Origin of the sequence: Ensifer sesbaniae, assembly GCF_013283665.1 — a bacterium.
Classification (GTDB): domain Bacteria; phylum Pseudomonadota; class Alphaproteobacteria; order Rhizobiales; family Rhizobiaceae; genus Ensifer; species Ensifer sesbaniae.
In genome coordinates this window covers 2,568,789-2,595,493 of the sequence record NZ_JABEKU010000001.1, presented here as the reverse complement: position 1 = coordinate 2,595,493, position 26,705 = coordinate 2,568,789, and the positions used below count along the sequence as shown (strand labels likewise).

The 26,705-nt window shown below is 59.9% G+C and carries 24 protein-coding genes and 6 pseudogenes; 23 read left to right on the top strand and 7 right to left on the bottom strand.

Annotated features, from left to right (window positions below; genetic code table 11):
* Positions 1-205 precede the first annotated feature (205 nt).
* From BHMPCIPO_RS12665 to BHMPCIPO_RS12625, 9 genes are all read left to right on the top strand, one after another.
* On the top strand, positions 206-358 hold the full coding sequence (locus BHMPCIPO_RS12665) for a hypothetical protein (protein ID WP_173517070.1): 153 nt from the start codon (positions 206-208) through the stop codon (positions 356-358).
* Between the two features lie 126 nt (positions 359-484).
* Positions 485-634 carry a hypothetical protein gene (locus tag BHMPCIPO_RS12660; RefSeq protein ID WP_173517069.1) on the top strand — a complete coding sequence of 50 codons (150 nt, stop codon included), beginning with the start codon at positions 485-487 and terminating at the stop codon, positions 632-634.
* A gap of 569 nt (positions 635-1,203) precedes the next feature.
* Positions 1,204-2,466 carry a pyridoxal phosphate-dependent decarboxylase family protein gene (locus BHMPCIPO_RS12655; protein ID WP_173517068.1) on the top strand — a complete coding sequence of 421 codons (1,263 nt, stop codon included), beginning with the start codon at positions 1,204-1,206 and terminating at the stop codon, positions 2,464-2,466.
* Positions 2,463-3,995 (top strand): phenylacetate--CoA ligase family protein, encoded by a 1,533-nt coding sequence (locus BHMPCIPO_RS12650; protein ID WP_173517067.1) that lies wholly within the window; start codon positions 2,463-2,465, stop codon positions 3,993-3,995. The genes BHMPCIPO_RS12655 and BHMPCIPO_RS12650 overlap by 4 nt, the downstream gene beginning before the upstream one ends.
* Positions 3,996-4,036: 41 nt before the next feature.
* Positions 4,037-4,483 (top strand): DUF8788 domain-containing protein, encoded by a 447-nt coding sequence (locus tag BHMPCIPO_RS12645; RefSeq protein WP_173517066.1) that lies wholly within the window; start codon positions 4,037-4,039, stop codon positions 4,481-4,483.
* Between the two features lie 38 nt (positions 4,484-4,521).
* The gene (locus BHMPCIPO_RS12640; protein ID WP_173517065.1) at positions 4,522-5,247 is read left to right on the top strand and encodes a hypothetical protein; all 726 of its coding nucleotides are present in this window, start codon (positions 4,522-4,524) and stop codon (positions 5,245-5,247) included.
* Complete coding sequence (locus tag BHMPCIPO_RS12635; RefSeq protein ID WP_100675002.1) at positions 5,244-5,690, top strand: DUF8788 domain-containing protein; 447 nt, start codon at positions 5,244-5,246, stop codon at positions 5,688-5,690. The genes BHMPCIPO_RS12640 and BHMPCIPO_RS12635 overlap by 4 nt, the downstream gene beginning before the upstream one ends.
* A gap of 65 nt (positions 5,691-5,755) precedes the next feature.
* Complete coding sequence (locus BHMPCIPO_RS12630; protein ID WP_157813775.1) at positions 5,756-6,247, top strand: DUF8788 domain-containing protein; 492 nt, start codon at positions 5,756-5,758, stop codon at positions 6,245-6,247.
* Positions 6,248-6,404: 157 nt separating this feature from the next.
* Positions 6,405-6,947, top strand: a complete 543-nt coding sequence (locus BHMPCIPO_RS12625) for a cysteine hydrolase family protein (protein WP_173517064.1) — start codon at positions 6,405-6,407, stop codon at positions 6,945-6,947.
* A gap of 146 nt (positions 6,948-7,093) precedes the next feature.
* Here the strand turns inward: BHMPCIPO_RS12625 and BHMPCIPO_RS12620 are convergent.
* Both BHMPCIPO_RS12620 and BHMPCIPO_RS32870 read right to left on the bottom strand, forming a co-directional pair.
* Positions 7,094-7,297 (bottom strand): annotated as a pseudogene (locus BHMPCIPO_RS12620) (IS6 family transposase); the annotation flags it as partial.
* Positions 7,252-7,473: a hypothetical protein gene (locus BHMPCIPO_RS32870; protein WP_246304305.1), complete on the bottom strand. Its 222-nt coding sequence runs from the start codon at positions 7,471-7,473 to the stop codon at positions 7,252-7,254. The gene BHMPCIPO_RS32870 and the pseudogene BHMPCIPO_RS12620, both read right to left, overlap by 46 nt.
* Before the next feature lie 93 nt (positions 7,474-7,566).
* On the opposite strand from BHMPCIPO_RS32870, the gene BHMPCIPO_RS32865 reads away from it, so the two are divergent.
* Entirely contained in the window at positions 7,567-7,998 is a 432-nt protein-coding gene (locus BHMPCIPO_RS32865) for a hypothetical protein (protein ID WP_246304304.1), read from the top strand.
* 85 nt (positions 7,999-8,083) lie between these two features.
* Positions 8,084-8,595: pseudogene (locus BHMPCIPO_RS12610) on the top strand (NADP(+)-dependent, decarboxylating phosphogluconate dehydrogenase); the annotation flags it as partial.
* 75 nt (positions 8,596-8,670) lie between these two features.
* Here the strand turns inward: BHMPCIPO_RS12610 and BHMPCIPO_RS12605 are convergent.
* On the bottom strand, positions 8,671-9,279 hold the full coding sequence (locus BHMPCIPO_RS12605) for a recombinase family protein (RefSeq protein ID WP_173517063.1): 609 nt from the start codon (positions 9,277-9,279) through the stop codon (positions 8,671-8,673).
* A gap of 89 nt (positions 9,280-9,368) precedes the next feature.
* Between BHMPCIPO_RS12605 and BHMPCIPO_RS12600 the strand changes: the two genes are divergently transcribed.
* Positions 9,369-12,272 carry a Tn3 family transposase gene (locus tag BHMPCIPO_RS12600; protein WP_173517062.1) on the top strand — a complete coding sequence of 968 codons (2,904 nt, stop codon included), beginning with the start codon at positions 9,369-9,371 and terminating at the stop codon, positions 12,270-12,272.
* Between the two features lie 51 nt (positions 12,273-12,323).
* Positions 12,324-12,527: a hypothetical protein gene (locus BHMPCIPO_RS12595; RefSeq protein ID WP_210266444.1), complete on the top strand. Its 204-nt coding sequence runs from the start codon at positions 12,324-12,326 to the stop codon at positions 12,525-12,527.
* Between the two features lie 30 nt (positions 12,528-12,557).
* On the opposite strand, the gene BHMPCIPO_RS12590 is transcribed toward BHMPCIPO_RS12595, so the two are convergent.
* On the bottom strand, positions 12,558-13,484 hold the full coding sequence (locus tag BHMPCIPO_RS12590) for a nucleotidyltransferase and HEPN domain-containing protein (protein ID WP_173517060.1): 927 nt from the start codon (positions 13,482-13,484) through the stop codon (positions 12,558-12,560).
* A gap of 210 nt (positions 13,485-13,694) precedes the next feature.
* On the opposite strand from BHMPCIPO_RS12590, the gene BHMPCIPO_RS12585 reads away from it, so the two are divergent.
* The 3 genes and pseudogenes from BHMPCIPO_RS12585 to BHMPCIPO_RS33805 all read left to right on the top strand — a co-directional run bounded on the left by BHMPCIPO_RS12585 (position 13,695) and on the right by BHMPCIPO_RS33805 (position 14,549).
* A complete protein-coding gene (locus BHMPCIPO_RS12585) occupies positions 13,695-14,174 on the top strand; it encodes a ProQ/FINO family protein (protein ID WP_173517059.1) in 480 nt (159 codons plus the stop codon).
* A gap of 148 nt (positions 14,175-14,322) precedes the next feature.
* Positions 14,323-14,394 (top strand): annotated as a pseudogene (locus tag BHMPCIPO_RS33810) (WGR domain-containing protein); the annotation flags it as partial.
* 32 nt (positions 14,395-14,426) lie between these two features.
* Complete coding sequence (locus BHMPCIPO_RS33805; protein ID WP_376741656.1) at positions 14,427-14,549, top strand: WGR domain-containing protein; 123 nt, start codon at positions 14,427-14,429, stop codon at positions 14,547-14,549.
* A gap of 146 nt (positions 14,550-14,695) precedes the next feature.
* Here BHMPCIPO_RS33805 and BHMPCIPO_RS12575 read toward each other — a convergent pair whose 3' ends face one another.
* The 3 genes from BHMPCIPO_RS12575 to BHMPCIPO_RS12565 all read right to left on the bottom strand — a co-directional run bounded on the left by BHMPCIPO_RS12575 (position 14,696) and on the right by BHMPCIPO_RS12565 (position 17,148).
* Positions 14,696-15,757, bottom strand: a complete 1,062-nt coding sequence (locus tag BHMPCIPO_RS12575) for an ArdC family protein (protein WP_312033025.1) — start codon at positions 15,755-15,757, stop codon at positions 14,696-14,698.
* A 387-nt stretch (positions 15,758-16,144) separates the two neighbouring features.
* Positions 16,145-16,519 (bottom strand): DUF5615 family PIN-like protein, encoded by a 375-nt coding sequence (locus BHMPCIPO_RS12570; RefSeq protein ID WP_173517057.1) that lies wholly within the window; start codon positions 16,517-16,519, stop codon positions 16,145-16,147.
* Positions 16,520-16,533: 14 nt separating this feature from the next.
* On the bottom strand, positions 16,534-17,148 hold the full coding sequence (locus BHMPCIPO_RS12565) for a DUF433 domain-containing protein (protein WP_173517056.1): 615 nt from the start codon (positions 17,146-17,148) through the stop codon (positions 16,534-16,536).
* A 1,096-nt stretch (positions 17,149-18,244) separates the two neighbouring features.
* On the opposite strand from BHMPCIPO_RS12565, the gene repA reads away from it, so the two are divergent.
* The 7 genes and pseudogenes from repA to BHMPCIPO_RS12530 all read left to right on the top strand — a co-directional run.
* Positions 18,245-19,468 (top strand): plasmid partitioning protein RepA, encoded by a 1,224-nt coding sequence (gene repA / locus BHMPCIPO_RS12560; protein ID WP_173517055.1) that lies wholly within the window; start codon positions 18,245-18,247, stop codon positions 19,466-19,468.
* A 52-nt stretch (positions 19,469-19,520) separates the two neighbouring features.
* Positions 19,521-20,501 carry a plasmid partitioning protein RepB gene (gene repB, locus BHMPCIPO_RS12555; RefSeq protein WP_173517054.1) on the top strand — a complete coding sequence of 327 codons (981 nt, stop codon included), beginning with the start codon at positions 19,521-19,523 and terminating at the stop codon, positions 20,499-20,501.
* 156 nt (positions 20,502-20,657) lie between these two features.
* Entirely contained in the window at positions 20,658-21,872 is a 1,215-nt protein-coding gene (gene repC, locus BHMPCIPO_RS12550; RefSeq protein WP_173517053.1) for a plasmid replication protein RepC, read from the top strand.
* A gap of 812 nt (positions 21,873-22,684) precedes the next feature.
* Positions 22,685-23,572, top strand: a complete 888-nt coding sequence (locus tag BHMPCIPO_RS12545; RefSeq protein WP_173517052.1) for a tyrosine-type recombinase/integrase — start codon at positions 22,685-22,687, stop codon at positions 23,570-23,572.
* 10 nt (positions 23,573-23,582) lie between these two features.
* Positions 23,583-23,801 (top strand): annotated as a pseudogene (locus tag BHMPCIPO_RS12540) (transposase zinc-binding domain-containing protein); the annotation flags it as partial.
* A 74-nt stretch (positions 23,802-23,875) separates the two neighbouring features.
* Positions 23,876-25,031 (top strand): annotated as a pseudogene (locus BHMPCIPO_RS12535) (IS110 family RNA-guided transposase).
* A gap of 286 nt (positions 25,032-25,317) precedes the next feature.
* Positions 25,318-26,307, top strand: a pseudogene (locus BHMPCIPO_RS12530) (IS91 family transposase); the annotation flags it as partial.
* Positions 26,308-26,705: the final 398 nt, after the last annotated feature.

Here is a 26,705-nt window from a genome sequence, read left to right as displayed (position 1 = left end):
GCGCTCGCGAGCGGCTTCGCTACCGCCGAGCTACACCACCTGTAGGGACACGACCTGTTAAATGAAGGCCGTCCGGCAGCTGAAATCGCTCGTCTCTTTCGCATTCATAGGGCCACCGTCGGGCGCATCGGCGCCGAGGTCAAAATTGCCGTTCGCTGAATGTTCTTTCAGTTGGCCGTTTTCGCAGCAACGTACGCACCGGGCCATGAAAGAACACAAGGGGCAAAACGGCTTCGATTGGCGGCTTTTCCTTGGGTTCGGTTGGTTATTGACCGGCATTTCCGCCGATAGGCCAAATGTCTTCCTTCCGCGCGACAGGCATCTGCCGTTCGGTTCTGATCCATTCTCCAATGCGTGACCTGATGCCGGTGGCTTCGGTCACATAGTGGCTTTCGGCTCCCGGTTTCCGGCATTATGTAGCAAGTGCCACAAGGTTCCGATGAGGTCCGATGCTATCTCCTGACGAGGTTCAGGAGTAATGCATATGGCGGCGGATATCGGTGAATTGAAGAGCGAGTTGGCCGGGATCGTCTCGCGGCTAGAAGAATTGCGGTCGCAAATTGCGATCCTCGAAGAGCAAAAGGCTGCCTTCGAGAAGGTCAAGCCAATGCGACGGCGCCTGCCGCCTTCGTGACCCCGTCCACAGTACCGCAAAGGGGCGCGCACTGATCGAACGGATGAAGAGAGATTGTCTCGAGACCGACTTTTGCTCCGCCGTTGACAATCGAACCCCTCAATCCATTGTACTGATTGAGAGAATCACAGGTCAATACGCCAGTCCAGACACCCGCACACAGGTCTCATAAGTAATCGAAGCTGCACGTTTTGTCCGTTGTTGGACAAAACGTCGGGAATGATGCGCGTCCATTCCGGAAAAACATGAAATTTTAAGTCATAAGGTGTTGGCACAGTTGTTGCTTGCCTATGAGGCATCAAGACCAACATCACAAAGGCTTTTTCCGTGGTGATGCTCCATAGACGGAAGGATCTCAACGAACTCGATGACAGTTCGGCGTCTACCTCCAAGGCTGACTCCGCCAGCCTAGAAGATTTTTTCAGCGTTGGGGATTTTACCGCAGCCGCCCATCAGGCAGTGAAACGCCTCGCAGACATGCTGTCCGGCGACAGTTTGGAAGGCGTTCGGTTGCCGAGATTCTCGACCTTTATCTGGAAACCGCGATCAAGGTGAACTCCCGCGGATATATGGCGCGACAGTTCAGCTCGGTGATGCCGGTAGCTGCCGTCTTCGACATGGTTTCCGCAATGGTGCCGCAGCCGGCCTCCTACTACGAGGCCGGACAGTTCGCCAACATCGCGGACAGACTGCTGGAAGAGACATTTGGTCGTCTCATCGGCTGGCCCCACGGCCGCTTCGAGATGGTGACGACGTCTGGCGCATCGCTAGCGAATATGACTGCCGTGTTGGTCGCCCGAAACCATTGCCTCCCCCAAAGCTGGAACGGTGGTCTCGCGGTCCAAGGATCGAGGCGCCCTGCCATCGCTGTCGGCGAGGATGCACATTTCTCCGTTACGCGGGTCGCCGGAATCGTCGGCATCGGTCAAGATCAGGTGATTCGCTTGCCGCTGAACGAACGCCGGCAGATCTGTCCGGAGCGTGCAGCCGCGGCATTGGACTCAGCAGCGTTCCGCGGGCTCGATGTGTTTTGCGTCATTGCGTCGGCTGGGACGACGTCGATTGGTGCTAATGATCCGTTTCCGGAACTCGCCGCCTTGGCAAAGCGGCACAGAGCCTGGCTGCATGTCGATGCGGCCCACAATGGCGCCTTCCTGGTTTCCGACCGGCTGCGACCGCGACTTTCGGGTCTCGGACTCGCCGATTCCTTCTGCCTGGATGCGCATAAGACCCTGTTCGTGCCGGCGCTTTGCACTTTGCTATTTTACCGAGAAAAGGGAATGGCGGAGACCGCCTTTCCCCAGAAGGACAGTTATGTGTTCGACCCGTTCGAAGACGAGATGACTGCCGTTCAGAGCGGGGTGAAGAATTTTGAGTGCACAAAGCGCCCCGCGATTCTCAACTTGTGGCTGGCCTGGTCGCTCTATGGCCGCCACGCCTTCGCGGACAAACTCGAGCATTTGGTGACGATGACCGGAGTCGCGCACGATTATTTGGCTAACCAGCCAGACTTCTTCGTGCCGTACCGACCGGAGTCCAATATTCTCTGTTTCGTCCATCGCCCGGCCGGAGTGGACAGCAGACGCCTGTCCCTTCTGCAAATCCAATTGCGTGACCGCGTCCGGGCGGCCGGGCAATACCTCCTGTCGAAGGTCGACTTGGATGGACAGACGATGCTTCGCATGGTGCTCATGAACCATCGGATAGGGCTGCACGACATTCAGGGTGTGGTGGCTGAGATCCGCCGCCACGCGCGCGACATCCTTGAAAACGATGCGACGCAGAGCGCGAGCAGGAGCGGCATTACCGGCTCCAGCCTGGAGCGAACATGATGAACTTTGCCTCCTCCTCCCGCGACCTCGCCAAGTTGGTACTGCCGGAGACGATGATGCATCCGCGCACCGCGGACGATGTTTTGGTCCTGCCCCCTTTCCTCGCCGCCCTCCAGCACGCGCAGGCGCATCTCGGCTGCCGGGTCGACGCAATGCCCCTAGAAACCCAGGCCGCCATCATCGAACGCAGGCTATCGCAACTCGTCTCCATCGCCCGCGTCAACCCGCTCTGGCGCCAACGCATCGACGGGGCCATTGGCACCGGTCCGGTAAACAGTTTAAAGCAGTTCCAGGCACTGCCGCTGACCGATAAGGAAGTTTGCCAGCAGATGTTCACGCAGACACGGCCCGGCATGGTCGTGCCCATCGAGCGTTGCGGCTTCGAAATTGTGGCCAGTGGCGGCACCAGCTCCGGAAAGCCGTCGGAAACCGTCTACCCGCTCGGCGAGCTGCAGGAGACCTACGGTTGGGCGGGGGATTTCATGGGCTGGCACGTGATGGCGCGTTATCTCACCGGCGACGGCGCCAAGTGGGTGGCCACCACGCTTGCCGATTATCAGATGTGGAGCAGCGGCACCATGGTGGGCGGCGTGCTCCAGAGGATCCCCGGCGTCAACTATATCGGCGCGGGCCCGATGAGCTTGGAAGTTTTCCAACTGATGATGTCCTACCCGGGACCAAAGGCGATCATGGGCATTTCCGGGAGTATCGCGCTGCTGGCGACATTTGCCGACGGCCTCTCCCGAGAGGCGCGGGACAGCTTCCGCGTCGCCCTTTACGGCAGCGGCGTGCTAACCCCCAAAGTGAGAGCGGACCTGAGAGAAGCCTATCCCAACTTGACCGTCCTCAGCTATTTCGCTGCCGTCCAGGCGGAAACCATAGGACTGCAGCTCGACCCTGGAAGCCCCGCTTTGACCGCGGTTCCGGGGCTGCACCTGGTGGAAGTGGTCAGGCCCGACGGGCAATGGGCGGAGGAAGGCGAGGAAGGTGAACTGGTCGTCACGCGTCTGTTTGGGAATGCGGCCCCGGTGCTGCGCTACAAGGTGGGCGACCGGGTCATCCGCCGCCCGGACCTGCGGTCGCCCGGCCTTAACGCAATGCAGTTCGAATACGCGGGCCGCAGCGGCGATTTCATTCATATCGGCGACACTCAATATTCGGCGCCCCGAGCCCTAGCGGCCATTATCGCCGAGTTCCGCCGACGGCAGGTTCTGGAGATCGACAGGGTCGCCACGGACACCCAATTTCAGATCGACCGCACGAAGCGGCAGTTGCACATGGTGATCGGGACGCCGGACGCGGCATCCCTGTCGGCGCAGATCGCCGCCCGTCTGGGGCCAGAAGGCTCCTCGCCCCTGATGATCGCCGGATTCGTTCGGTCCCTGTCAGTCTTCAACGCGCTGGAAGCGAACGAGGCGAGCCTACTGAGTTCCGGCTACCGCTTTGCCATTCGGCTCGTTGAGCCCAGTGGGGCGGACTTGGTCCGCACGGAATTCGGCAAGCTACCCTTGGTCGTCGATCGCGTTTGATTTCGCAATGAGGACCGTCAGCGGCGGTAGAAAGGAAGACAATGCCACCACTCAATGTCCAGGTTTTTGTCGACGTCGTCGCCCTACTGCTGGGCAATCCGGCCGACGACAGTGTTTTCCTCTTCGATGACAGCTTTTGCGGCAGCGAGGATTCCGGCACCGCTAAGCTGGCCAGTCCTGTCTGGCCAAGGCAACTTGTTCGCTGGAGCGTGACGCCGCTCGATGTCCAGACCCCAGTCTGGCTGTCGGCAATCTCGTTCGACGGGCTCGAAATCCCTGCAGGTACCAACGTTCCAGCCCCTTGGGCCCTGCACTGGCAGGGATACGCCCCTTGCTGGCTAGCTCCGGGCACGCGCCATTCCTACACGTTGACGCTGCTTACAGGCGGCCTGACCGGGCGGACCATCAGTATCGCGGGACCGTCCCTTCTGGTTAATGCTTCCACCGGTACGACTGCGGATTCCGTTCCGATCCACGCCGCCGCCTGACCGGGAGGCCGCACAATTCGTTCCAACAGGAGGGTATAATGCAGATTTCGATTGTCACCGTCATCGACATCGTGACGGCCCTGAAGGAGGGCACTCTCGACGGGAATGCCTATGTCATTGACAATACGGGTCCATTCGACTCGCCGGCAGGCCCCCGCGTCACCAACGTTCCCGGCGTCTACAATGCCGACGGATCGCAGGCGGCGGAGGCCGTCCTGAACTGGATCCCAGTCGGCGTCGGCGGACTGCCAACGACGCTGCCCCGCAGCTATCGCCAGCTCTTCATCTCGAAGCCATGGAACGATCGCAAAGGCGACCTCCGCCTGCGTGTCCGCCAGCACAACAAGGTTCGATCCTATGCCGCCCCCTTGCTTAGCGCGGCCGGCGAGGTGCTGAAGTCTGACAATGTTGCTGCGGCGGCCAGCGTGTCCCCAGTCGTCACCCGCATCTGCGGGCCGGCAGTGGAGCAGGGCGTGCTGTATCCCGCCCAATACGGTTCGCCCGATCTACTGACGGACGGCTGGTACTGGAGCGCGACTGTCGATACCGCCAAGGTCGGCTGCCACGACTACGCGATGGAGGTGGCGCTCTACCGCCCGGTTCAAGAGAACGGCGACACGGTCTGGGAGCCGCAGTTCTTCACCCTGAAGTGCGGCCTTCAGATTACCTCCGCTCCGGGCGTCAACGGATTCACCGGCAGCTTCGCGCCCGGGCTGCTGCCGGTCCCCACGTGCTCCACCGTTGCTGCGGGAGAGGCAATATGACGATTACGAAGACGATCAATATCCGAATGGTGGTGGACGTCTCAGGAGCACTGGAGGCCGACACGCTCGCGGGTTATCTCTACATGATCGATGACAACCGTCTCGGCGGCTCGCAAAACGAGGCAACAGCCGAGCTTGCAACGGCGGTCACACGGGGAGACCGGATTATCTGGACGTTGCTGCCGATCGAATGCGAGACGCATGCCACCGTGCGCGCAATCGAACTGCCGGCTGAAACCTGCAAGGTTGAGCGCAATACTTATCGCGACTCCGATGTCAGCTACTGGGTCGGTTTGGTGAAACAGCCAGTCGGCAACCTGCCCTATGGCTTGACATTGGAACTCGGCAGCCGGACGCGCACGGTCGACAATGGTGCCAACCCGCGCCTCATTGAAGCCACTCTCCAGACGCCCCCTGACCCAACCCAAACCGGGAGTTCATGATGCAAGCCGTTACGATGGTTTCCCCAAAGCCCCCTCCTAGTCCGCCTAGCTTGGCTTCGACCCAGTTGAACATCGTCGCCGTAGTAGACGTCGCCGGCATCCTGCGGACCGGCTGCATCACCGGCAAAACCGCATTGATGGACAATGGCGGCGACAGCACAGGCAAGGGTACGAACGTCCTGCGCACGGTCTGCCGCCAGGGCCAAGTCCTGAACTGGTTAGTCTATTGCAGTGACATGGAAAAGAAACCCGATGGGGGCTGGCCTCCCCTCGCGCGAATTGTAAACATTGTTTTTGTGCATCCCGACGGCACGCCGCAGGACCGCAAGATATGTAACGATCTCAAGGTCTATGGCGGCCCGGACAAGATCCGGAGTCGGTGGACGCCGTCCTATTATTATTGGGCAGGCTCGATTCTGTTCGAATTGGAGCCGGGCCTCTATCCATATCGCCTCGTCTTCGAGATCGACACGTATGATCCGAACCGCAAACAGTATTTCAACTTGGATGGGCCCGCCCTCGACGTGACCCGGCTGGATGGCACCACCCAAACCTAGTCCCGCATCCGTGATGGACGGCGGCACGAGGTCGGTCATTCCCAATCTTGCAGCTGTTTGCCCGCGTCCGCACAGTAGCCGTACCCACGCATGACCTCAGGCGTGGCATTATCGCATCATATTTCGTCATTTCTGAAATCGCAAAAGGACAAGTCCTGTGAACAAGCGCGCTATCATCGTCGTGGATCTTCAGAAAGACTACCTTGCTGTCGGCGCGCTCCCACTCGTTAAAATCGATGAGGCAGTCGCCAATGCGGCCAAAGTGATCACCGTGGCTCGCTCCGCGGGGGACAAGGTCATCCATGTCCGCCATGAAAACCCGGCCAATGCACAGTTCTTCGCACTGGGAACGGATGGGGCCGAAATCATCCCGACGGTCGCTCCCGCCAAGGGGGAGTTGGTAATCACCAAGCGATACCCCAACGCCTTCCGTGGGACCCAACTGAAGCACGCTCTGGACGCAGAAGGCATCAAGGATGTCGTGATCATTGGCGCGATGACCCACATGTGCATCGATGCCACGAGCCGCGCGGCCGCCGATCTCGGCTACAATACGACAATTGTCGAAGACGCCTGCGCCACGCGCGACGTGGAGTTCAACGGGAAGACGGTTTCAGCCGCACAGGTCCATGCTGCCTACATGTCCGCCCTGGCATTGGCCTATGGCAAGGTCGTCACGATACGCGACCTAACCTCTTGACGGCATTGCGAAGTCTGAGAGCGGCGGTGCAAAAGTCGGCCGCGGTAGCGGCGGGATAGTCCGGCCGCGGGCGGAGTAAAATCCGGCTAGGCACCGTAAAGTTAACCTGAGAACGGCGATGAAGCGTGGTGCGCCATACTCCCCGGTCAAACGTGCGCGATTTGCGTCCACATTCTCATGGCGGCGGCACGCAGTTCGCGATGATGACTGGCGGACATGTCGTGGCGGGGGATGTGGAATAGGTTGGCAATCGGGTCGTGAATGGAGACGAAACGTTGCAAATGTCGCCGAGACTTGAAGCGCTTCATGGCCCGCTCTCGGCGCCGGATAGGTTGATGGGAATTCTCAGCTCACCCACGCCTGGCTGTTCGACACCCTGCCCAGGGTGCTCGGAGACAATCCGCCGCTCGTCTGCAACAGCGATGGTGACGACATCGTGTTTCATGAGGTGCGCTTTCCCCTCGAAGCGGACATCACCGAGAACGACATCGCCGATCGTTTCGCCGGAAGAGATGATCTCCGCCAAGAAAATCCCCGGTTCTGGAACTGGCTCGGGCGGCCGCCGGCCAAAGGCTCCACCAGGCCCGGTCACCCGGATGCGCTGGTCGCCGGTGTCACCATGGAGGACGGCACGCCCGTGCTCGGCAATCTCGAAAGCAAGGGACGTTTTCTCGTCCTCATGGTCAACTCTGCCGAGCGAGCGCAAAGAGGCGCCGAACTCGTGCAAAATATCCTCGGCAGAATGGTCCGTGCGCCTCTCACCACTATCCAGACCATCGAACAGTTGAAAGCCGCGCATCAGGGAAAGAGGCCATCGGCAGACGACATACTACGCGAAATCGCAGCCCCCCTCGTTCACGCCATGCTAGACAAGCAATATCGTGCCACCCTGGACGAGCCCGTCGGCATGCTCGGTGACATCTCGCCACGCGCCGCCGCCCGCACCAAGGCCGGTCGCCAGAAAGTCGCCGAATGGCTCAAATATCTCGAAATGCGATCATCCTCCGGGCCAGACCCGCAGGACCCTATGGCTACCTATGATTTCTCGTGAATCTGGAATGAACTCAACGTCCAGGACCTCAGACGATAAGCCAAACCACTGTGACCGGTTTTTACACGTATCCTGCGCCTACCCGGAAAAGATCCTCGGGCTGCCCAGGTCGGCGAGTTCAAGGTCGCCGATAAGGCAGCCTTCATCAAGGACCTCGAGAGCGCGCTGCTTGCCGCCAAGATCGGCGCCTATGCGCAAGGGTTTGCCGTGATGTCAGCGGCCTCCAAGGAGTTCAACTGGAACCTGCCGATGCCGACGATCGCCAAGATCTGGCGCGCCGGCTGCATCATCCGCTCGCAGTTCCTGGACGAGATCACCACCGCGTTTACCAAGGCACCGGATGCCGCCAACCTGATCGTCACCCCGGCCTTTGCCGCGATGGTCAAGGAAACCGACGGAGCGCTTCGCCGCGTCGTCTCGGCAGCCGTTCTAGGTGGTCTGCCGGTTCCCGCACTTGCCTCGGCACTCGGCTATTTCGACAGCTACCGCCGCGGCCTCGGCACGGCCAATGTGATCCAGGCGCAGCGCGACTTCTTCGGCGCCCATGGCTTCGACCGCGTCGACGGCGCCGACAGCCACCACGGACCATGGGAATAGCCTATCGGTAATGGGACAGTGACGACATCTGCAGCCCTTAGCATCTGACTGCTTACAGAAATCCGCGCAAGTACCTCATTTTCCGCTGGCGCGATCGCGTTTGACGATATCAGCAATCGTATTCTTGCTGATGACCAGATCGCGGGCGATCCAGCGATAGCTTCGGCCTTGCGCGATGAGCGCCAGTACCTTCGATGCGAGCTTGTCCGACTTTGGCCGCTGGCCGGGTTGCCGCCCGAGCTTTTTCCCGCGCGCCTTGGCGGCGGCAAGACCGGATTTCACGCGCTCGCTGATGAGATCGCGCTCGAACTCGGCAATGCCTGAAAGAAACGTCGCGAGCATCCGGCCGTGCGGCGTGGACAGATCGAAGGTCATGCCGTTGATGGCAATCACCGAGACCTTCCGGCTTTCCAACTCGCGCAATGTGTTGAGAAGATCGATCGTCGAGCGTCCCCATCGGGAAAGCTCGGTGACCAGAACCAAATCAATGTCCCGGCCCTGGGCGAGCGCCATGACCTTCTTCCGTTCGGTTCGATCCAACTTCGCTCCGGAGCCCGTCTCTTTATATATCCCGGCGATTGCGTAGCCGGCGCGCTCGGCAAAAGCAGTTAGGTCTCGCTCCTGTCGCTCGCATGACTGGTCAGCCGTCGAAACGCGGCAATAGATGGCGGCGCGCTGTCCCAATTGAACCCTCGTGGATGCCCGAAGACCTTGATTTGTAGGGGGCGATTGTTGTCCAAAACAGACTTTACTTCAATAGGGACAACATGTGCATGCCACGGCGCACAATCCTGACCGAACGCCAGCGCGAGAAGCTGTTCGATCTGCCGACCGACGAACCGTCATTGCTTCGCCATTACATATTGAGTGACGAAGACCTCCGGCACATCAGACAACGTCGCCGTCCGAGAAACCGATTGGGGTTCGCTCTGCAGCTTTGCGCCTTCCGATATCCCGGCCGTCTCTTGCAGCCCGGCGAGATGATCCCGCCCTCGATGTTGGCCTTCATCGGCGCACAGATCGGTGTCGCGGCTGAAGAACTTGCCGAGTATGGGGCGAGATCGGAAACGCGATATCAGCATTCGGCGGCATTGCAGCAGCTCTACGGCTATCGACCGTTCGAAGGCCAAGCGCGCACGGATATGCTCACATGGCTCGAGGAGGCCGCCGAGAGATCTAGAACGAATGACCTGTTGGCGGCCGAGTTTCTGGAGGAACTGCGCAGTCGCAATGTGATTGTCCCGGCGATCTCAACCGTCGAACGATGCTGTGCCGATGCCCTGGTCGCCGCCGAACGGGCGATCGCGTCCCGTATTGCAGGGCGTCTGGACGCGCAGAGCCGCGCTCGGCTTCTGTCCCTGCTTTCCGAAACTGCCGATGGCCGAATCACGCGCTTTGCGTGGTTGCGTCAGTTCGAAGTCGGCTCCAACTCCAACGATATGAATGGTCTGCTCAACCGGCTGGAATTTCTGCGCAAGCTCGCCGTCGATGCCGGCACTCTCGACGGCATCCCACCTCACCGCGTGGCCGGCCTTCGCCGCCAGGGCGAACGCTATTCCGCCGATGGAATGCGGGATTTGCCGGAAAATCGACGATTAGCGATCTTGGCGGCATGCGTCCTGGAATGGTCGGCCATGTTGGCGGATGTCGCCGTCGAGACGCATGGCCGCATTGTCGGAAAACTCTACCGTGCCTGTGAACGCAAACGGGATGAGCTGCTGCAAGCCGAGCGCGCCTCGATCGGCGATGCGCTGAAAATGCTTTCCCGCTTCGGCGAGGCACTGATCACCGCGCATGAGGAGCAGGATGACTTGGGACTGGCCATCGTGGAAGGCGGTGGCTGGGAACTGCTCCGCCAGACTGTCGCGCAGGAGGCCGCGCTCACCGGCAAGGTCTCCGCGGACCCGCTGGAATTTGTGACCGACGGATATGCCCGTTTCCGGAGGTATGCGCCCCGGTTTCTGGAAGTCCTGGCGTTCCGCGGCGGGCGCGGCGCCGATTCGCTGCTTGAGGCATTGGAAATGCTGCGCCGCCTCAATCGCAGGGGCCATCGGACCTTGCCGGTCAATGCACCAATCGACTTTGCCCGAGCAAGATGGCGCAAAAGGATTCTGAAGGATGGGAAACCAGATCGGCAAATGTGGGAAATCGGGCTCTTGTTCGAACTTCGCAATGCTCTGCGCTCGGGCGATATCTGGCTGGCGGACAGCAGACGGTATCGCGAGATCAGCACGGCGTTGGTTCCGATCGAAACGGTATCCGAAACTGCGCGGCTGGCCGTTCCGTTGGAGGCGGACGACTGGCTTCGCCATCGCAGCCACCTTCTCAAACGCGGCATGACGCAAATCGAATGTGCCAATGAGGCTGGCGTTCTTGCAGGCGGGGCCATCGTCGATGGCAAGCTTCAGGTCGACCGGCTCGAAAGGGCGGCGCCGGAGGAGGCTGCCGCACTCGTCTTGAAACTCTATGAAAATATGCCGTCCGTTCGGATCACGGACATGCTCATTGAGGTCGATCAGAAGCTGCGCTTCACCGATGCCTTTACGGATCTCCGCACGGGGATTGCCTGCGGCGATCGGATCGGCGTCATGACCGTTCTGCTCGCCGATGGCGTCAACCTGGGTCTCAGGAAGATGGCCGACGCCTGCGACGCCCACACTTTCTGGGAGTTGCTGCGGATCGGCAAATGGCACGTCAGGGAGGAGACGACGGCACGCGCCCTTGCGATGATCGTCGAGGCGCAGTCGAAATTGCCGATGGCCCGCTTCTGGGGCGACGGAACGACATCGTCCTCGGATGGCCAGCACTTTCCGGCAGGTTCGACCGGTGAAGCATTGAATGTCGTCAATGCCCGGTATGGCAATGAGCCGGGTCTTTCGGCGTACAGCCATCTCTCTGATCAATACGCTCCCTATTCGACCCAGATCATTCCCGCGACCGCTCACGAAGCGCCTTACATTCTCGATGGTCTGCTGCAGAACGATACTGGAAGGCAAATCCGCGAGCATTATGCTGATACCGGCGGCTTCACGGATCATGTTTTTGCCATCTGCTCCGTTCTCGGCTTCCGGTTTGCGCCGAGAATCCGCGATCTGCCGGACAAGCGGCTTTATGTTCCCGCTCTTGACCAGGTGCCTCCTGCGTTTCAACCGCTGATCGGCGGCCGCATCAACATTCGGCTGGTCCGCGAAAATTGGCCCGATATCCTGCGGCTCGCCGCCAGCATGGCCGCCGGGACCGTCGTGCCGAGTCAGATTCTTCGAAAACTCGCCGCCTATCCACGTCAGAACAGCCTGGCGCTGGCGCTCAGAGAGGTCGGGCGGCTGGAGCGTTCGATCTTCATGCTCGACTGGCTGAGCGATATTGATTTGCAGCGTCGAGCGCAGATCGGGTTGAACAAGGGTGAGGCCCATCATGCCCTCAAGCGCGCGGTCAACTTCAACAGGCGTGGCGAAATCCGCGACCGGTCGTCCGAGGGACAGCAACATCGAATTGCCGGTCTCAACCTCCTCACCGCAATCATCATTTATTGGAACACATGGAAGCTCGGCGAAATCGTCGCCGCGCATATCGCCAGCGGCGAACAGATCGACCTCCGGCTCCTGCCTCACGTCTCACCGCTCGGATGGGAGCATATCATGCTCACCGGAGAGTATCGGTGGCCGCCCTTAAGGTAGTATATCGCCCTCTACCGCAAACAACCCCATCACGTGGCACAACTCCTTGATATGACCGGTCTCGCAAGAAACGTAGCTGCCCAGACGGTCGACCCGCTTGTTGAGCGCGGCATTCTCGTCGAGGAAATGGGCAAGAATTCCATGGGACGCGGCATGGCGCGGCAATTCCAGATCGCGCCCGCGGTGTTTGAGGCTGTCGCACCTTTGATGGGCGCGCCGCTCGGCCGATCGAAGACGAAAGCCGAAGCTTCCTAAAGAGCGGACTTGCGCGAACGAAGCGAGGAGTTAAGTCGCGTCCGCCGCCTGGGCCAGTTCGCTCAGCCGCCCCTGACAGACCGTCTCAACGAGGCGAAGAAGATGCTCCGTCCGGTCGAGAAGCCAGCCGAGCCCCTCGTCGGTAATCTCGAAGTGCTTGGAGTAGCGTGCCTTCACATAGGCTTCGTTGAGGATGTTGTACCAGGCGGTAAAACGATGCTGGTCGCGCGGCCAGGCCTCGATCAGCCGCTGGTCGCGATCCTCGGCGAGACCACGGAGAAATTTGAGATTGTGTGACGGTGGGCTGTAGTTGGTAAGGGTGAGGAGCAGACAGGCGTAAGCCTGCTCATTGGCCTGGTGTAAGCTAAACGCAGCAAGACGGTTCCACTCAGGGGCATCACCAACCTGGCCAGCTTGCCACTGTCCCGTCCGAAGCATCAACTGGGCTTCCGTAAATCGACTCGCAAAGTGCTCCCTAGCCACCCTGGGCGCGTCGGCAGGTGAGAGTCGTTTCGGCTCGGCCAGTGGCCGGTCGTCGAGTTCGTAGAGCACGATGCCCTCGCGCAGAATATCGACGAAGAAATATTGGCCATCCGCGAGGAAGTTGTTCACCTCTCGGGCGCCATGGACAATCAGCCCAACCGGCGTCGAAACAGTTTTGTCCCACATCAACCGGTCGTTCGCCTTGTCCCAATATTCCGGTTCTGCGAGCTTCTTCGAGTTGACGATCACGAGGATATCGTAATCGGAGCGATAGCCCTTCATCGTGTGCGGTTCGTCAACAAAGGTGCCGCGGGCGTAGGAGGCGAACAGGATGATCTTCAGGATCCGCCCGCGCTTCTTGAAGTCGGCTGAGCCACCCTCGAGCGCATCGGCAAACTCCTCGTGGATGATCTCCACAACGCGGGCAAGCTCGCGCTGCTTCTTCTCGGGAAGATGGTCGAGGCTCGTTTTCATGTGCAACCGATAGGATAAAGACGACTCGCCGTCTACTACAGGAATTATCAGGCAGGTGCGCCCTCTCCTTGACGGCACAGGCGGGCCGTGGCTCGCCGCACTTTACGTTCCGGCACGCACGCTATAGATGCTTTGGAGCTCAAGTTGATGTCGCTGGTTCGTGCCGTCGAATGACTTAAAGCGCGACATCCTGGATTGGCGGGGGCTGCGATGGGTCAGAAAGCGGACGCGACGAAATCTCCCCGAACGGGTTCTGCGCCGGTTCTGGCGCGAGAACGAGAGATAGCGAAAACCGCGGCGATCAACGCTCTCCTCACCCGGCCAATCGGGATTCTTCCGGCGAAAGTTGGTGACCCGGTCAGACCCTTTGCGCTCGGGCTCTGGAATGACGTCCGTCCCCTGCTGAAACCGGAAGTCAGCGTCTCGGCTCTGCGCAAGGCGGTGGCAACCTATGTGCACTCGCGACGCTATCAGATGGCGTTGGCAAAGGCCGGGTCCGTTCGCCATGACATCAATGGCGAGCCGGTCGAACCTGTCTCGGATGCCGACCGGATAGATGCGCTCAGGAAGTGTGAACGCTTCCAAGCGCGCGACGGATCCAGCAAACCCAAGTCGGCATCTCCGGCTCAACCGACAAAGACAGAAGCGATCCGGAGCGCCCTTCTGAGAAGGAAGGAAAACCCGCGCTAGTTGGATGCCCTGGCTCCCGACTTGGCAGCTCGCGGGCGGCGATCGCTGCGCATCGACAGACCGGTCCATCACGAAAATGAATCGGTCAGGCTCAATTGATTCATAACTCTCGTTGGACGGGCGCGGCGCAACGCGCGACTCTGCGCGCATGATCACGCAGCCCTATCGCCTCTATATCGAACGCAAGGACGCGACGAAGAACATGGCGCGCTTCTATTCGCTCGAGATCGGCAGCAACCTCTTCGGCAAAATCTGCCTCACACGTCGCGGGGACGGATTGGCGCGCGCGGACAAACGGCGGCGCATCAGTTTTCGCGCGAAGAAGACGCGGTCGGCCTCTTCCTTGATTTGGCTCGCCGCAAGCTGCGGCGCTGATATCGCCCGCGGCCGCGGGCGCGGCCAGAAAAACAGACCACTTGATCTTGTCGCCCCGCGCGCGGGGCGACCGCCCGCAAAATGCTTCCAGGCGGGATCTGAGAAGAGCCACCCAACCTGGAAGCAAATACGGTGAGCGATGCACCTCACGCGGCGGCCGGATTGCCTGCAGCCGCGATCGCGACATTCGAACCTGGCTGCAGTCCGTGCAGGTAGGCAACCGCGCGTTCGGCATGAGCGGCCATCTGGAACACGGCGCGCTTTTCGTTTTTCAGGCACTTGAGCCAGGACGCAATGTAGGCCGCATGATCCTCCCGCGGCTCGATCGCGATGCCAAGGTCAGCCGAGAGGAAGACGCTGCCGAGTTCGGCGACCAGTTCTTCCTTGGCGTAGCCTTCGTCGCCCCATTTGTCGCGGCCAAGGTTTCGGTCGAGGCGGGTGCTCTTCATCGTCCAATGTACACATTCATGCGCCAGCGTCCCCGCGTGTGTTTCGGCCGATATGAAAGCGTCGAACACAGGCATCTGAATGAAGTCACCAACGGGATGGTAAAACGCCCTGTTGCCACCATGGCGGATGTCAGCACCAAGATTAGCGAAAAATCGATCGGCAGCTTCGATGCGCTGCTTGCCCTCGCGGTTGCGTGGCTCGGCCTCGGTGGCGTAGAAGTGCGCCGGCAGTCCCTCGATTTGGTCGGCGTTGAAGACATTGTAGCCCTTCATGAACGGAATGCGACGTTCTACTTCTTCGCCCTCCTCGTCAGTCTCTTTCCGCTCAATCGCATTGGCATAGACGACGAGAGTGGATTTCTCGCCCTTGCGGACGATGCCGCCGAGTTCCTGAGCCTGCCGAAACGACATCCAGTAGTTTGAACTGTATCCACGCTCGGCCGCGGTCATCCAGAGCAGAACCGTGTTGATGCCGCGGTAAGCAATTCCGTTGTGACGCAACGGCCTGACCGGCGTGCCACCGGCGCCCCATGGCTGCATCCAGGGCCGTGTGCCCGCCTCCAACTGCTCGACAATGCGTGCGGTGATCCGCTCATAGATGTCACTGACGGTGGTGGTGGTCTCGATAGCCTTTGCCTTAGCCATTTCCTTGCCCTTTCCTTGATCTCGCAAAGCGGGAGCCCTTCGCTCCTGCTTCCGAGCTCGTGCGGAACAGCGGGGGATTGGGGTGCAAGCGGCTGCGCGGGGAACCGGCTGCACGGAGCGGAACGTCAGTGGCGTGGAGGAAGCTGGGCGGCAGGCGCTTGAAGGGGCGAAGGGGGCGGCGCCCCCCGGCCCCTTCGCTTAAAAGAGATGGCGGCTCAAGCCGCACCGCAGGATAACCGCCTCTCTCCGCGGTAACATTCGGCGCGAGACATTGCGCTCCCCGCAAAGTTTCAACACTGGAGTTGTATGTGGCTAAGGCAGATCAGCGATTTCGTTCCTGGCCGAGAATCTTGAAGATCCCGTCGAGCTACCGCGGCAAAGCCAAGTGCGCCGCCGAGTACCAAGAGACAGCAGTCGCGGCACTCGAGCACTCAGTCATATGAGGATGTTGAACGCGCCGGAATTCGCATCGATCTATCCCGCATTGGCGGGAATTGACCGTCATGCCGGAAGTGCATATCGCGTCAAAATGGCTTCTCCATCTTCGATGGTCATCTCGATCACTTCGTTCACTAGGTCGTTTCCATGAGCGATTTCATCGAGGGCCGAGAGGAACAATTCGCGTTGCAGGGCGGGAAGCACCTGCGGAACGATGATGACCAAGCCTGCGTGCAATTCCTCTTTCGCGTACAATTTTCTGAAGTCACGTGCGTTATTCGTCACGAACGTCAAGTCTTCTGCCACGATGCGCGGCATCAGATCCCAATCGGTCTCGCCGCTTAAGCCAAGCCAGTTGATATGAAAGCAATCGTGGCCGTGATCTTGAGCCACGGCCACGAGCGATGTGTGCAGGCATTCGTCGATAAGGAACTTCACGAAGCAGCGCTGCCCTAGGCTTTCCGGGAATCGGCCGCAGCAAGCGGCAGACGCTTCACCGATTTTGCCGTCAGGCCTTGCTCCGACAGCTTTTTCGGCCGCCCTCGAGCGGGGTGAGCTGACGCCCAAATTTCGGCGAGTTCTACCATGCGGGCCGAGACGGAGGGATAGCCCTCGACAATTTCCGCAGTGCTGGCGCCTTGCAATTTCATAGCAGCGATCATTCGCACTGGAACTCGAGTGCCGTTAAAAACCGGCTCGCCGCCTGCGACGCCTTTGACAATCTGAATCTTTTGCTCGGCTTCCCGGAGCGCCTCTGCGCGCACGGCGAGCTGCTCTCTCGCCCTGGCCACATCGACAATCAGATAGTCGTCTGCTCGCACGGTATCTGCATCAGGATTCTGATCGATCGTATCGAACAAGCGCTTGCGACGCTCGGCAGACAGGATGGAGCCGACGCCGTACCAGAGCTTCAGACGTAGAAGATCCTCATCGGAAAGTTCTCTGCCCTCGCGCCCGAAATGAGCCTCGATGATCCGTTTGTCGATTGCATTGTGCACCGACTTTACAGCAACTTCACTGAGAGCTGCGGCTTCGGCGGGCGTATAGGCTCGTGCTGCGGCTGCCATAATTCTTCTCCTTGTGAAGAACATATAATACAGGCGTCGCCCGTCGTAAAGACCAACCTCGCTTTTCGACCGCCGCTTTGTTCGACAGGCACGCGACAATAATGGCAGCTTTGCCGTTGCGAGCCCTCAAGAACACCAAAAGGTTGGCTCGGAGAGTCAGATCCACTTTTCTCGGGTTGGCGATTTAACCTGATGCTGGCCGTCAGCAATCCGTCCGGCATGAATGACGTGGCGAACACGGCGTCCACGCGAGTTCGCTCAATCGAGATAGCCAGGCCGACCGACTCACCGATTGCTTCTTGCATCGGCTCGCTAGCCTCTGCGGTCGGTTGGCGGCAAGATCCGATCGGGGCGGGTGAAGGGCACGCTTTCGGCTATAGATCCCGTGAGGCGTGAACTGCGCCCGGCGCTCTGCGTGAGCATGGTTGAACAATGCAATCGGTCTCCACGTTGGCCATCAAGTTCCCCAAAAGCTAGGACAACAATAGTGCCGCAATCCGATGTCCCTTGAGTTGAGTGGACTACTTGGATGGTCACGTCATTGTCGCTAGGCGGCGGTGAAAAGATGTCGAGATGGATGGAGCTGACCACAAGTGTGAGTGCCGTCAGACCGAAGGCGACAACTGGTGCAGCAACGACCGTTCCGAGCGTGGTCCCGTGAAGATAAAGAAGACGATCAACGCAACGCTCACAGTAACCAGCAAGACGGAGGTCTCTTCCAGTTGCAACCTCAGAAGACCATGATCCGAAAGATGGCGCTGCGCATCGAGGGGCTGGCGACCGGCTAGCGATTCGCAGGGGACGAAGTGAGTCGCAATCGAAATTGGGCGTACTGGTGAGGCATTCACGCTTCCCGCGAACATCGTGCTGCATTGTGCAGTGCATAACCTCGATGGCTGTCAGTTTACACGGTGGCACGGCAAGGTATTGAAAGATATAGGAAAAACGAGATGTTTTTACCGCAATTTGGCTCGGCAGCCAGGGCGCGTTAACCTCTTGTTAACTCTATATTCCTTGTAAGAGAGGCAGAATCGCTCATAATAACGGTTAAGTCAGGCTCGAGGCTTAAAAACCGTTATTTGAAAGCTCCTCTGCAATGAACGCTAATTCGCTGTCCATGGCTCCCGTGCAGCCGATGCATTTCGAGGATCTCATCCTCGAACAGGGCGATCTGATTTCGAAGAAGCTGCATCTGCTAAGCATGCAACAGTTCCCGCCGAATGCAAAGAAACTGCTCCGCCAGTTCTCCCTTTCGGAAGTTGCGGACTTTCTGGGCGTCTCGCAAAGCACGCTCAAGAAGCTTCATCTTGAAAGAAAAGGCCCCTCCCCTCAGACATCGTCGTCGGGCCGCCGTTCCTACAGCGCCGAACAGATGGTGGAGTTGCGCCAATATCTCGACCAGCACGGACGGTCGGAAGCCAAAAATTACGTTCCGCACCGTAGAGCCGGCGAAAAGTTACAGATCATCGCGGTCGTCAATTTCAAGGGCGGCTCGGGCAAGACGACCACCGCAGCCCATCTGGCGCAGTATATGGCGCTGACGGGGCACCGCGTCCTGGCTTTGGATCTCGACCCGCAGGCGTCGCTTTCTTCGCTGCATGGATTCCAGCCAGAGCTCGACATGGCTCCGTCGCTTTATGACGCGATCCGTTATGACGATAGTCGCCGGCCAATCAGCGAGATCATTCAGTCGACCAATTTTCCAGGTCTGGACATCGTTCCTGCAAACCTCGAGTTGCAGGAGTACGAATACGACACGCCGCTTGCCATGTCGAACAGGAGCTCGAATGACGGCAAGACCTTCTTTACCCGGATCTCGCGGGCGCTCGCCGAGGTCGACGACCGTTATGATGTCGTTGTCATCGACTGCCCTCCCCAGCTCGGCTACCTGACGATTACTGCCCTGACGGCGGCCACGAGTGTACTAATCACCATTCACCCGCAAATGCTCGACGTCATGTCGATGGGCCAGTTCCTGCTGATGCTTGGCGGCATTCTGAAGCCTATTCGCGATGCCGGTGCCGAGGTGAACCTCGAATGGTATCGCTATCTGATCACGCGATATGAGCCCACGGATGGACCGCAGGCGCAGATGGTTGGCTTCATGCAAACCTTGTTCCACCAGTTCGTTCTGAAGAACCAGATGCTGAAATCCACGGCGGTCTCTGATGCAGGCATAACCAAGCAGACGCTCTACGAAGTCGACAAAAGCCAGATGACGCGGTCGACCTACGAGCGGGCGATGGAGTCCCTAAATGCGGTCAATGCCGAGATTGCAGAGCTCGTCCACACATCCTGGGGCAGGAAGACGGGTGGCTGACCGGCAGGTCTCCATGGCGATCCGATAGATTGAAGGCAGGCGGAGCAGGCAGATGGCGAGAAAGAACCTACTGGCGGGACTGGTAGAAGCAGCGGAGGCGCCGCAGGCGGACGCAGCGCCTGCCTATCCCATGCGCGGCGCGTCAAAGAGCATGGTTCGTTCTCTCGACGAATTGTCGCGCCAGGCTGAAAAGTTTCTCGAAGGCGAAGCGGTCGTCGAGCTGGATCCCAATACGGTGGAGAGTTCCTTTGTCTCCGACCGCATAGACGACGACCGCGAGCAGTTTGAAGAGCTGAAACAGGCGATCGCCGAACGTGGTCAAGACACGCCCATTCTCGTGCGTCCTCATCCGTCGGCGGATGGCCGCTACCAGATCGTCTTCGGACACCGGCGCGTGCGCGTTGCTCGCGAACTCGGGCGCAAGGTAAGAGCTGTCGTTAAGGCGCTCGACGACCGGACGCATGTGATTGCACAAGGACAGGAAAATTCTGCCCGAGCTGATCTTACTTTCATTGAGCGCGCTTTGTTTGCACGGCGTCTGGACACGCTCGGCTACGATCGCGCCGTCATCTCCTCCGCGCTTGCTGCCAACGCTGCCGCCATCTCCAAGATGATGTCCGTGACGGAGCGGATCTCCGCGCCGGTCATCGAAAGCGTCGGACCGGCGCCATCGGTCGGTCGTGAGCGCTGGCTCGAGCTTTCGATCTTGGTTGGAAAGCCGTCCAATGCCGAACGGGTAGCGGGCATAGTCGACGACGCCGCGTTCCGGTCGCTTGGCAGCGACGATCGCTTTGGTGCTCTCTACAATGCGCTGAACCGGACCGGCAAACCGGTCAAGAAGACATCGCCCAGCATCAAGCAAGCCTGGCAGCCGGCCGACAAGACGGTCTCGGCTCACTATTCGAACTCCGGTAAGGCATTCGCGCTCGCGATGAAGTCGAAGAATGCCGGCCGGTTCGGACAATATCTCGCTGATAACCTTGACAGGCTCTACGCCGAGTTTTTGGCAGCGAATGACAGGAAGGAAGACTGAACGCGCAAAGGAAAAAGGCCCCCAGACGGTAACCATCGTGGAAGCCTCTCTCACAGTTTAGCAGCCTGAGAATCGCATTTCCACGAATCGCAGTCAAGAGTCTTTGGCACCGTAATGGGTGAGCGGACATCTTTTGCCTGAACGTAGGTGATAAAGATGCAAGGTGGAAGTGTGACGACGCCCTTCGGGCGGCGGTCGGTGACGCTTGGCATGTTGGCAAGCCAATTCATGTCTCGCGACGTCGTGCCGAATACATCGGCTGATAAGTGGAAATTGTTTCGCGCGCTTTGTGAGGCCAAGCCGAGGCTCGGCATCAGCGAACGGGCGCTTTCTGTGATGAACGCCCTTTTGAGCTTTTATCCCGAGACGACTCTGTCGGAGGAAAATGGTCTCATCGTGTTTCCATCGAACACGCTACTGTCGCTGCGCGCTCACGGCATGGCGGAGGCGACATTGCGGCGCCACGTCGCGGCGCTTGTTGACGCCGGGCTGCTGGCCCGTCGAGACAGCCCCAACGGTAAACGGTATGCGCGCAAGGACGGAGACGGAGCGATCGATGAAGCTTTCGGGTTTTCGTTGGCTCCGCTGCTCGCCCGCGCAGGAGAGATCGAACAGATCGCGGCAGAAATGGAAGCCGAGCGCCTGCATCTCCGCAAGCTGCGCGAGCGTCTGACGATCTGCCGGCGCGACGTCGGCAAATTGATCGAAGTCGCACTTGACGAAGGCGTCAGCGGCGACTGGGAAGCGATCCACAGCCACTACCGGCGCCTGGTCACGTCTATTCCCCGTGTAGCCACCGCAGTGACGATAACGCCGATCCTCGAGGAGATGGAAATGTTGCGCGAGGAAATCTCCAACCTCTTGGAACTTCGAGTGAAAACTCAAAATATGAGCGGCAATCCTGATCAAACTGAGCGGCACAAACAAAATTCAAACACCAATTCTCAATATGAATTTGAACCAAGCTCTCGAACAGAGCTGGGCGCGAAGCCGAGTTCCACCATTAAGCCGCAGCGCCAACCGATGAAGGCATTCCCCTTGGGTATGGTGCTACAGGCCTGCCCAGCAATTTTGGATTACGGTCCGGGCAGATCCGTAGGCAATTGGCGCGACCTGATGCAGGCGGCCGTGGTCGTCCGGTCAACCCTTGGGGTCAGTCAATCGGCGTACGAGGACGCCTGCGATGTCATGGGGCCGGAAAATGCAGCTGCTGTCGTAGCCTGTATTCTCGAGCGGGCAGGACATATCAATTCGGCGGGTGGTTATCTGCGCGATCTGACGTCCAGGGCACGGCGCGATGAGTTTTCCTTAGGGCCGGTTCTTATGTCACTTTTGAGAGCGCGGGGAGGGAATGAACAGAAGGTCTCGTGATCATGGAGATTCGTGCCGTATTTAGTCGGATTGTCGGCCGACAAAATCGTCAAGTGGGCCAGCGGAATCAGCTCGTTAACGACTTTTGTTCTGCTGGCGACAGCGACAGAAAGACACTCGCGCTTGGCAGGAAGCGGCGCTCGAATTGACACGGTCGCCTGCGCAGGTGACAGACCGGTCCTACGAGGGCAATGTCCGCAAGAGGGCCCCCCGCAGACGATGCGTGACATTGCACCGCTTGTGCTCTGTTCGTCTGCCGGTCGGGCGCAAGGATTAGGCTCGGAAATCAGAACGGGCCAAGGGCGATCGCCCGAACTGTCAAGCTTTGAGCGAATGGATTGAAGTCGGACGATCTAATCGAGGCCGCGGACGGCTGAACTCCCTCTCCGACCGCAGTACAGCAACCCGTGCTACGGCCATATGCGAAGGCCCTCGCCCTTCCGTTGCGGTGAGCGACATGAGGTAATCGGGTGCGAGGTCAGTGCTGGTGGGACACGACGTCTACGATCGGAGGTTCGTCGACGTCAATCAACCGACTACCCGGCACCAAAAAGGGGCAAGAACAAGAGCTGCTCCAAATCGTACGTTAAGGCATATGGCGCTGCCGTCATCCCAGACTTATGAAGTGCCGATGTGGTAGGGCAAAATGACACCCTGACGTTGAAGGCCGCACTTGGCCCAAGGACTAAGCCGCTCGCGCGGCACTGGCGCCTGTGGTGGGCGTCGTGCACCGACCCAAACGCCGTGCATTTGAGAACGGGCAGTCCTGCCTGACGATTGGGGTCTTCTCAATCATCATACAGGAGGTTGCCATGAGGGAGGAGAGGACGACCCCGCTGCGCGAGCGGATGATCGAAGACATGCGCATCCGTGGGCTGGGCGACAAGGCCCGGCAAGCGCATATCCGGGCGATCAAGGATTTCGCCGGGTTTCTCAAGCGATCACCCGATACGGCGACAGCCGATGACCTGCGCGCCTATCAACTGCACATGACCAATGCGGGCGTCACGCCGACGACCTTCAACGCCCGCATCGTGGCGCTGCGGTTCTTTTTCGCCACCACCTGCGGCCGTGAGGAGATGAAGCGGCATATGCAGTTCCGGCGGCAGCCGCGGACGTTGCCCGTGGTGCTGAGCATCGAGGAGGTTTCCGACCTGCTGATGGCCGCCCCGGGGCCGGGCCTGAAGTATCGGGCGGCGCTCAGCATCTCCTATGGCGCCGGACTGCGCGCCTCCGAGGTCTGCAACCTCAAGATCAGCGACATCGACAGCGACCGGATGCTGATCCATGTCGAACAGGGCAAGGGGCAGAAGGACCGCAAGGTCATGCTGTCGCCCGGGCTGCTGGAGCTCTTGCGCGACTATTGGCGCGAGGCAAGGCCGCAGGGTTGGCTGTTCCCCGGCAAGCCGAAGATCAATCCGATCTCGCCGCGGCAGCTCAACCGCGCCTTCACCGCCGCCAAAAACCTGGCCGGGATCGCCAAGCCGGCGACGCTGCACACATTGCGGCACTGCTTTGCTACCCACCTTTTGGAAGCCAATACCGATGTCAGGGTGATCCAGGTCCTTCTCGGACACGCCAAGCTGACGACCACCGCCCGCTACACCCATGTTGCCACCAAGACGATCCGCGACACCGTCAGTCCGTTCGAGACCCTGAAGAAGTTGCAGGATCAAACGTTCCGACGCGGACTGGAGTAGCGCCGGTGCAGTGATCCGGCCAAGACTGGAGATCGCCGACATCTTTCGCAGCTATGGCCCGGCGTGGCGGCGGGCCAATGCCGGGCATGTCAGCCTGACCCAGCTCAAGGTCATGGCGGCGATCGAAGCCTGCCGAACCGAGGCGCTCGGCGGGCATGTGGCCGCCTGTGCCAAGTGCGGCCACCAGCACATCGCCTATAATTCCTGCAAGAACCGGCACTGCCCGAAGATCCCATGAGGAGTGAACAGCGGTCAACGCTCTGGCAGAGTGTGGCTGCAATCGAAACACTCGCTCAACAGGAGATGGCCTTGGAGAAGGTATCCGTTCAAACTGAGGCGCCGGCCGCTGTCCGTGTCGATCTTGGCGTAATTTTCGTGTCGTTGGAACTGAGTAAATCGACCTGGCTGGCGACGTCGCTCACTCCGGGAAGCGACAAGATGTCCCGCCATTCGATCGCGGGCGGTGATCTCGCTGGCCTTCTCACCGTCTTCACTGATTTGCGGAAGAAGGCACAGGCACGACTGGGGAAGCTCTATCCTCTTGTGGTCATCCAGGAAGCAGGGCTTGACGGGTTCTGGATCCACCGGGTTCTGGATCGTGAAGTCTGGATCGAAAGTCACGTTGTCGATGCCGCGTCGATTGCGGTGTCGCGCCGACACCGACGGGCAAAGACTGATCGAATTGATGGCGAGGCGCTGATCCGCACGTTGATGGCATACAAACGCGGAGAGCCACGGGTTTGCTCGATGGTCAGGGTGCCAACGCCCGAAGAAGAGGATCGCCGCCGGATTTGCCGAGAGCGTAAAGCGCTGGTCGCCGAGCGGGTTCTCCACGTCAACCGCATCAAAGGACTGCTCTTGAGCCAAGGCATTCAAGGCTACGAACCCATGCATCGCGATCGCCGCAAGCGCCTGGAAGAGCTTCAGACGGGAGATGGCCGCATTCTCTCCAGCTATATCAGGGCGCAGATTTGCCGCGAACTCGACCGTCTCGAGTTGCTGCTCGAACAGATCAAGGCTGTGGAAGTTGGCCTCGGCGGCGACAGACACCCTCGCGCCCTTGGCCCTACTGGCGGGCATCAAGGGAATCGGTCCGGAGTTTGCGGTGATCCTGGATTCGGAAGGCCTGTTCCGACATTTCGACAATCGAAGGCAGGTCGCCGCCTATGCGGGTCTCGCTCCATCGCCATGGCAGAGCGGTACTATTGATCGTGAGCAGGGCGTCTCAAAAGCGGGCAATCCGCGGCTGCGAACGACGATGGTCCAGCTTGCTTGGCTATGGCTGCGTCACCAACCAGATTCGATGCTGACCCGCTGGTTTCACGAACGGGTCGCACGTAATAGCGGGCGGCTCAAGAAGGCAGCGATCGTGGCGCTCGCCCGCAAACTCCTCGCCGCGCTCTGGAAGTATGTTACGGCAGGCATCGTCATCGAAGGCGCAGTCATGAAGGCTGCCTGAGGCTATCCGCACCCAATTCTACCAATCCTCGGGACCTGATCAGTCCTGACGGATCCGGGTGAACGGACCGGCTGGCACATTGGCTTCAACAGCCGATCCCGAAGAATGGTCCCGTTCTCCTGAGCCCTTGCCCGTCGAAAGCGGGATAGTGGTGCAGCCGTTCCGATCGGCGACCGGATGTGAGTTTGTGCAGGTTCGGAAACGAGCCGGTATCCTTATCGGGCTCAGACCATGGATCCAGGTAAACAGGAAAGGGGAATGTCACCTCAATGCTGTCTTGACCTCAAACTCCTCATGTGAGTGCCAGGGACCCGCGGCGCGGGATTGGATGGCCGCCCGTGCCGAAGACCTGCTGCCGGTCGAGTATTTCCATGTTGTCTTCACCGTCCCCGCGGCGATCGCGCAGATCGCCTATTGGAACAAGCAGCCCGTCTACGACCTGCTGTTTCGGGCATCGGCGGAGACGTTGACCACGATCGCCGCCGATCCCCGCCACCTTGGCGCGCGCATCGGCATGACCAGCGTGCTGCACACCTGGGGATCGGCGCTGACCCATCACCCGCATGTGCACATCATCGTGCCCGGTGGCGGGCTGTCGCTGGATGGCACCCGCTGGATCGCATGTCGCCCCGGCTTCTTCCTGCCCGTAAAAGTTCTGTCGCGTCTGTTCCGGCGATTATTCCTTGAGGGCCTGATGGCACTGCATCAAGCCGGCGATCTGTCCTTTTTCGGGGATCTCGCCGGGCTCGCCGAGGCGGATGCCTTCGCTGCCTGGCTTGCCCCCTTGCGCAAATCCGGGTGGGTCGTCTACGCCAAGCCCCCGTTCGGCGGTCCCGAGGCGGTCTTGGCCTATCTCAGCCGCTACACCCACCGCGTCGCCATCTCCAACAGCCGCCTGATCAGCGCCGATGCCGAGACGGTCACCTTCCGCTGGAAGGATTACCGCATCAAAACCGCTGACCGGCAGAAGCTGATGCGGCTAACCACCGACGAGTTCATCCGCCGCTTCCTGATCCACGTGCTACCCGACGGATTCCACCGCATCCGCCATTACGGCCTGCTCGCCAGTGCGGGGCGCAAGGCCAATGTCGCGAAGATCAGGACACTGCTCGGCGCGGAAGCGCCATCGCAGGACGACGCGCCAAACGCCGAGACCACCCCGCTCACCCTGAGGCAGCCATGCCCGGATTGCGGCGGCCCGATGCGCATCGTCGAGATCTTCCGCCGTGGCCAGCAACCCAAATCCCGCGCGCCACCCCGAAAGGACGCCGCATGACGAGATCCGTCTCACATCAGCCAAGGCCGGCCCGGATCTGCGACGCGTTCCGGGGTGGCGCCGGTTTGCGTCAGGCAAGCCAGCACACCGCAAAACCTCCGAGGCGAGCCTACGAAAGACCTGCCACCCCGATCCCGATCGACCCATTACAAGCCTTCGGGGCTACCCCTCTCCGGCTGACGCTCCCACCGATAGCCACCTTGAACAACCGCCGCCGCACACTTTCCCCATAGGCGCTCCACCCAGCCCCCGCGGCTTCCTCCTTGGGAGGTTTTTCAACGCGGGCCGACGCAGGCCCAGCCGCCACCCTCACGCAGCGGCCCGCATCGAAAAACCTTCACCTGAGCGGACATTTGAGCCTTGTCAAAGACCGCAATTGTATCGCGTGTGGACAAGCA

Coding starts and splice junctions, on each gene's coding strand:
- BHMPCIPO_RS12665 (WP_173517070.1), top strand. CDS start 206: ATGAAAGAACACAAGGGGCAAAACGGCTTCGATTGGCGGCTTTTCCTT.
- BHMPCIPO_RS12660 (WP_173517069.1), top strand. CDS start 485: ATGGCGGCGGATATCGGTGAATTGAAGAGCGAGTTGGCCGGGATCGTC.
- BHMPCIPO_RS12655 (WP_173517068.1), top strand. CDS start 1,204: ATGGCGCGACAGTTCAGCTCGGTGATGCCGGTAGCTGCCGTCTTCGAC.
- BHMPCIPO_RS12650 (WP_173517067.1), top strand. CDS start 2,463: ATGATGAACTTTGCCTCCTCCTCCCGCGACCTCGCCAAGTTGGTACTG.
- BHMPCIPO_RS12645 (WP_173517066.1), top strand. CDS start 4,037: ATGCCACCACTCAATGTCCAGGTTTTTGTCGACGTCGTCGCCCTACTG.
- BHMPCIPO_RS12640 (WP_173517065.1), top strand. CDS start 4,522: ATGCAGATTTCGATTGTCACCGTCATCGACATCGTGACGGCCCTGAAG.
- BHMPCIPO_RS12635 (WP_100675002.1), top strand. CDS start 5,244: ATGACGATTACGAAGACGATCAATATCCGAATGGTGGTGGACGTCTCA.
- BHMPCIPO_RS32865 (WP_246304304.1), top strand. CDS start 7,567: ATGGAGGACGGCACGCCCGTGCTCGGCAATCTCGAAAGCAAGGGACGT.
- BHMPCIPO_RS12600 (WP_173517062.1), top strand. CDS start 9,369: ATGCCACGGCGCACAATCCTGACCGAACGCCAGCGCGAGAAGCTGTTC.
- BHMPCIPO_RS12595 (WP_210266444.1), top strand. CDS start 12,324: ATGACCGGTCTCGCAAGAAACGTAGCTGCCCAGACGGTCGACCCGCTT.
- BHMPCIPO_RS12590 (WP_173517060.1), bottom strand. CDS start 13,484: ATGAAAACGAGCCTCGACCATCTTCCCGAGAAGAAGCAGCGCGAGCTT.
- BHMPCIPO_RS12585 (WP_173517059.1), top strand. CDS start 13,695: ATGGGTCAGAAAGCGGACGCGACGAAATCTCCCCGAACGGGTTCTGCG.
- BHMPCIPO_RS12565 (WP_173517056.1), bottom strand. CDS start 17,148: ATGGCAGCCGCAGCACGAGCCTATACGCCCGCCGAAGCCGCAGCTCTC.
- repA (WP_173517055.1), top strand. CDS start 18,245: ATGAACGCTAATTCGCTGTCCATGGCTCCCGTGCAGCCGATGCATTTC.
- repB (WP_173517054.1), top strand. CDS start 19,521: ATGGCGAGAAAGAACCTACTGGCGGGACTGGTAGAAGCAGCGGAGGCG.
- repC (WP_173517053.1), top strand. CDS start 20,658: ATGCAAGGTGGAAGTGTGACGACGCCCTTCGGGCGGCGGTCGGTGACG.
- BHMPCIPO_RS12545 (WP_173517052.1), top strand. CDS start 22,685: ATGAGGGAGGAGAGGACGACCCCGCTGCGCGAGCGGATGATCGAAGAC.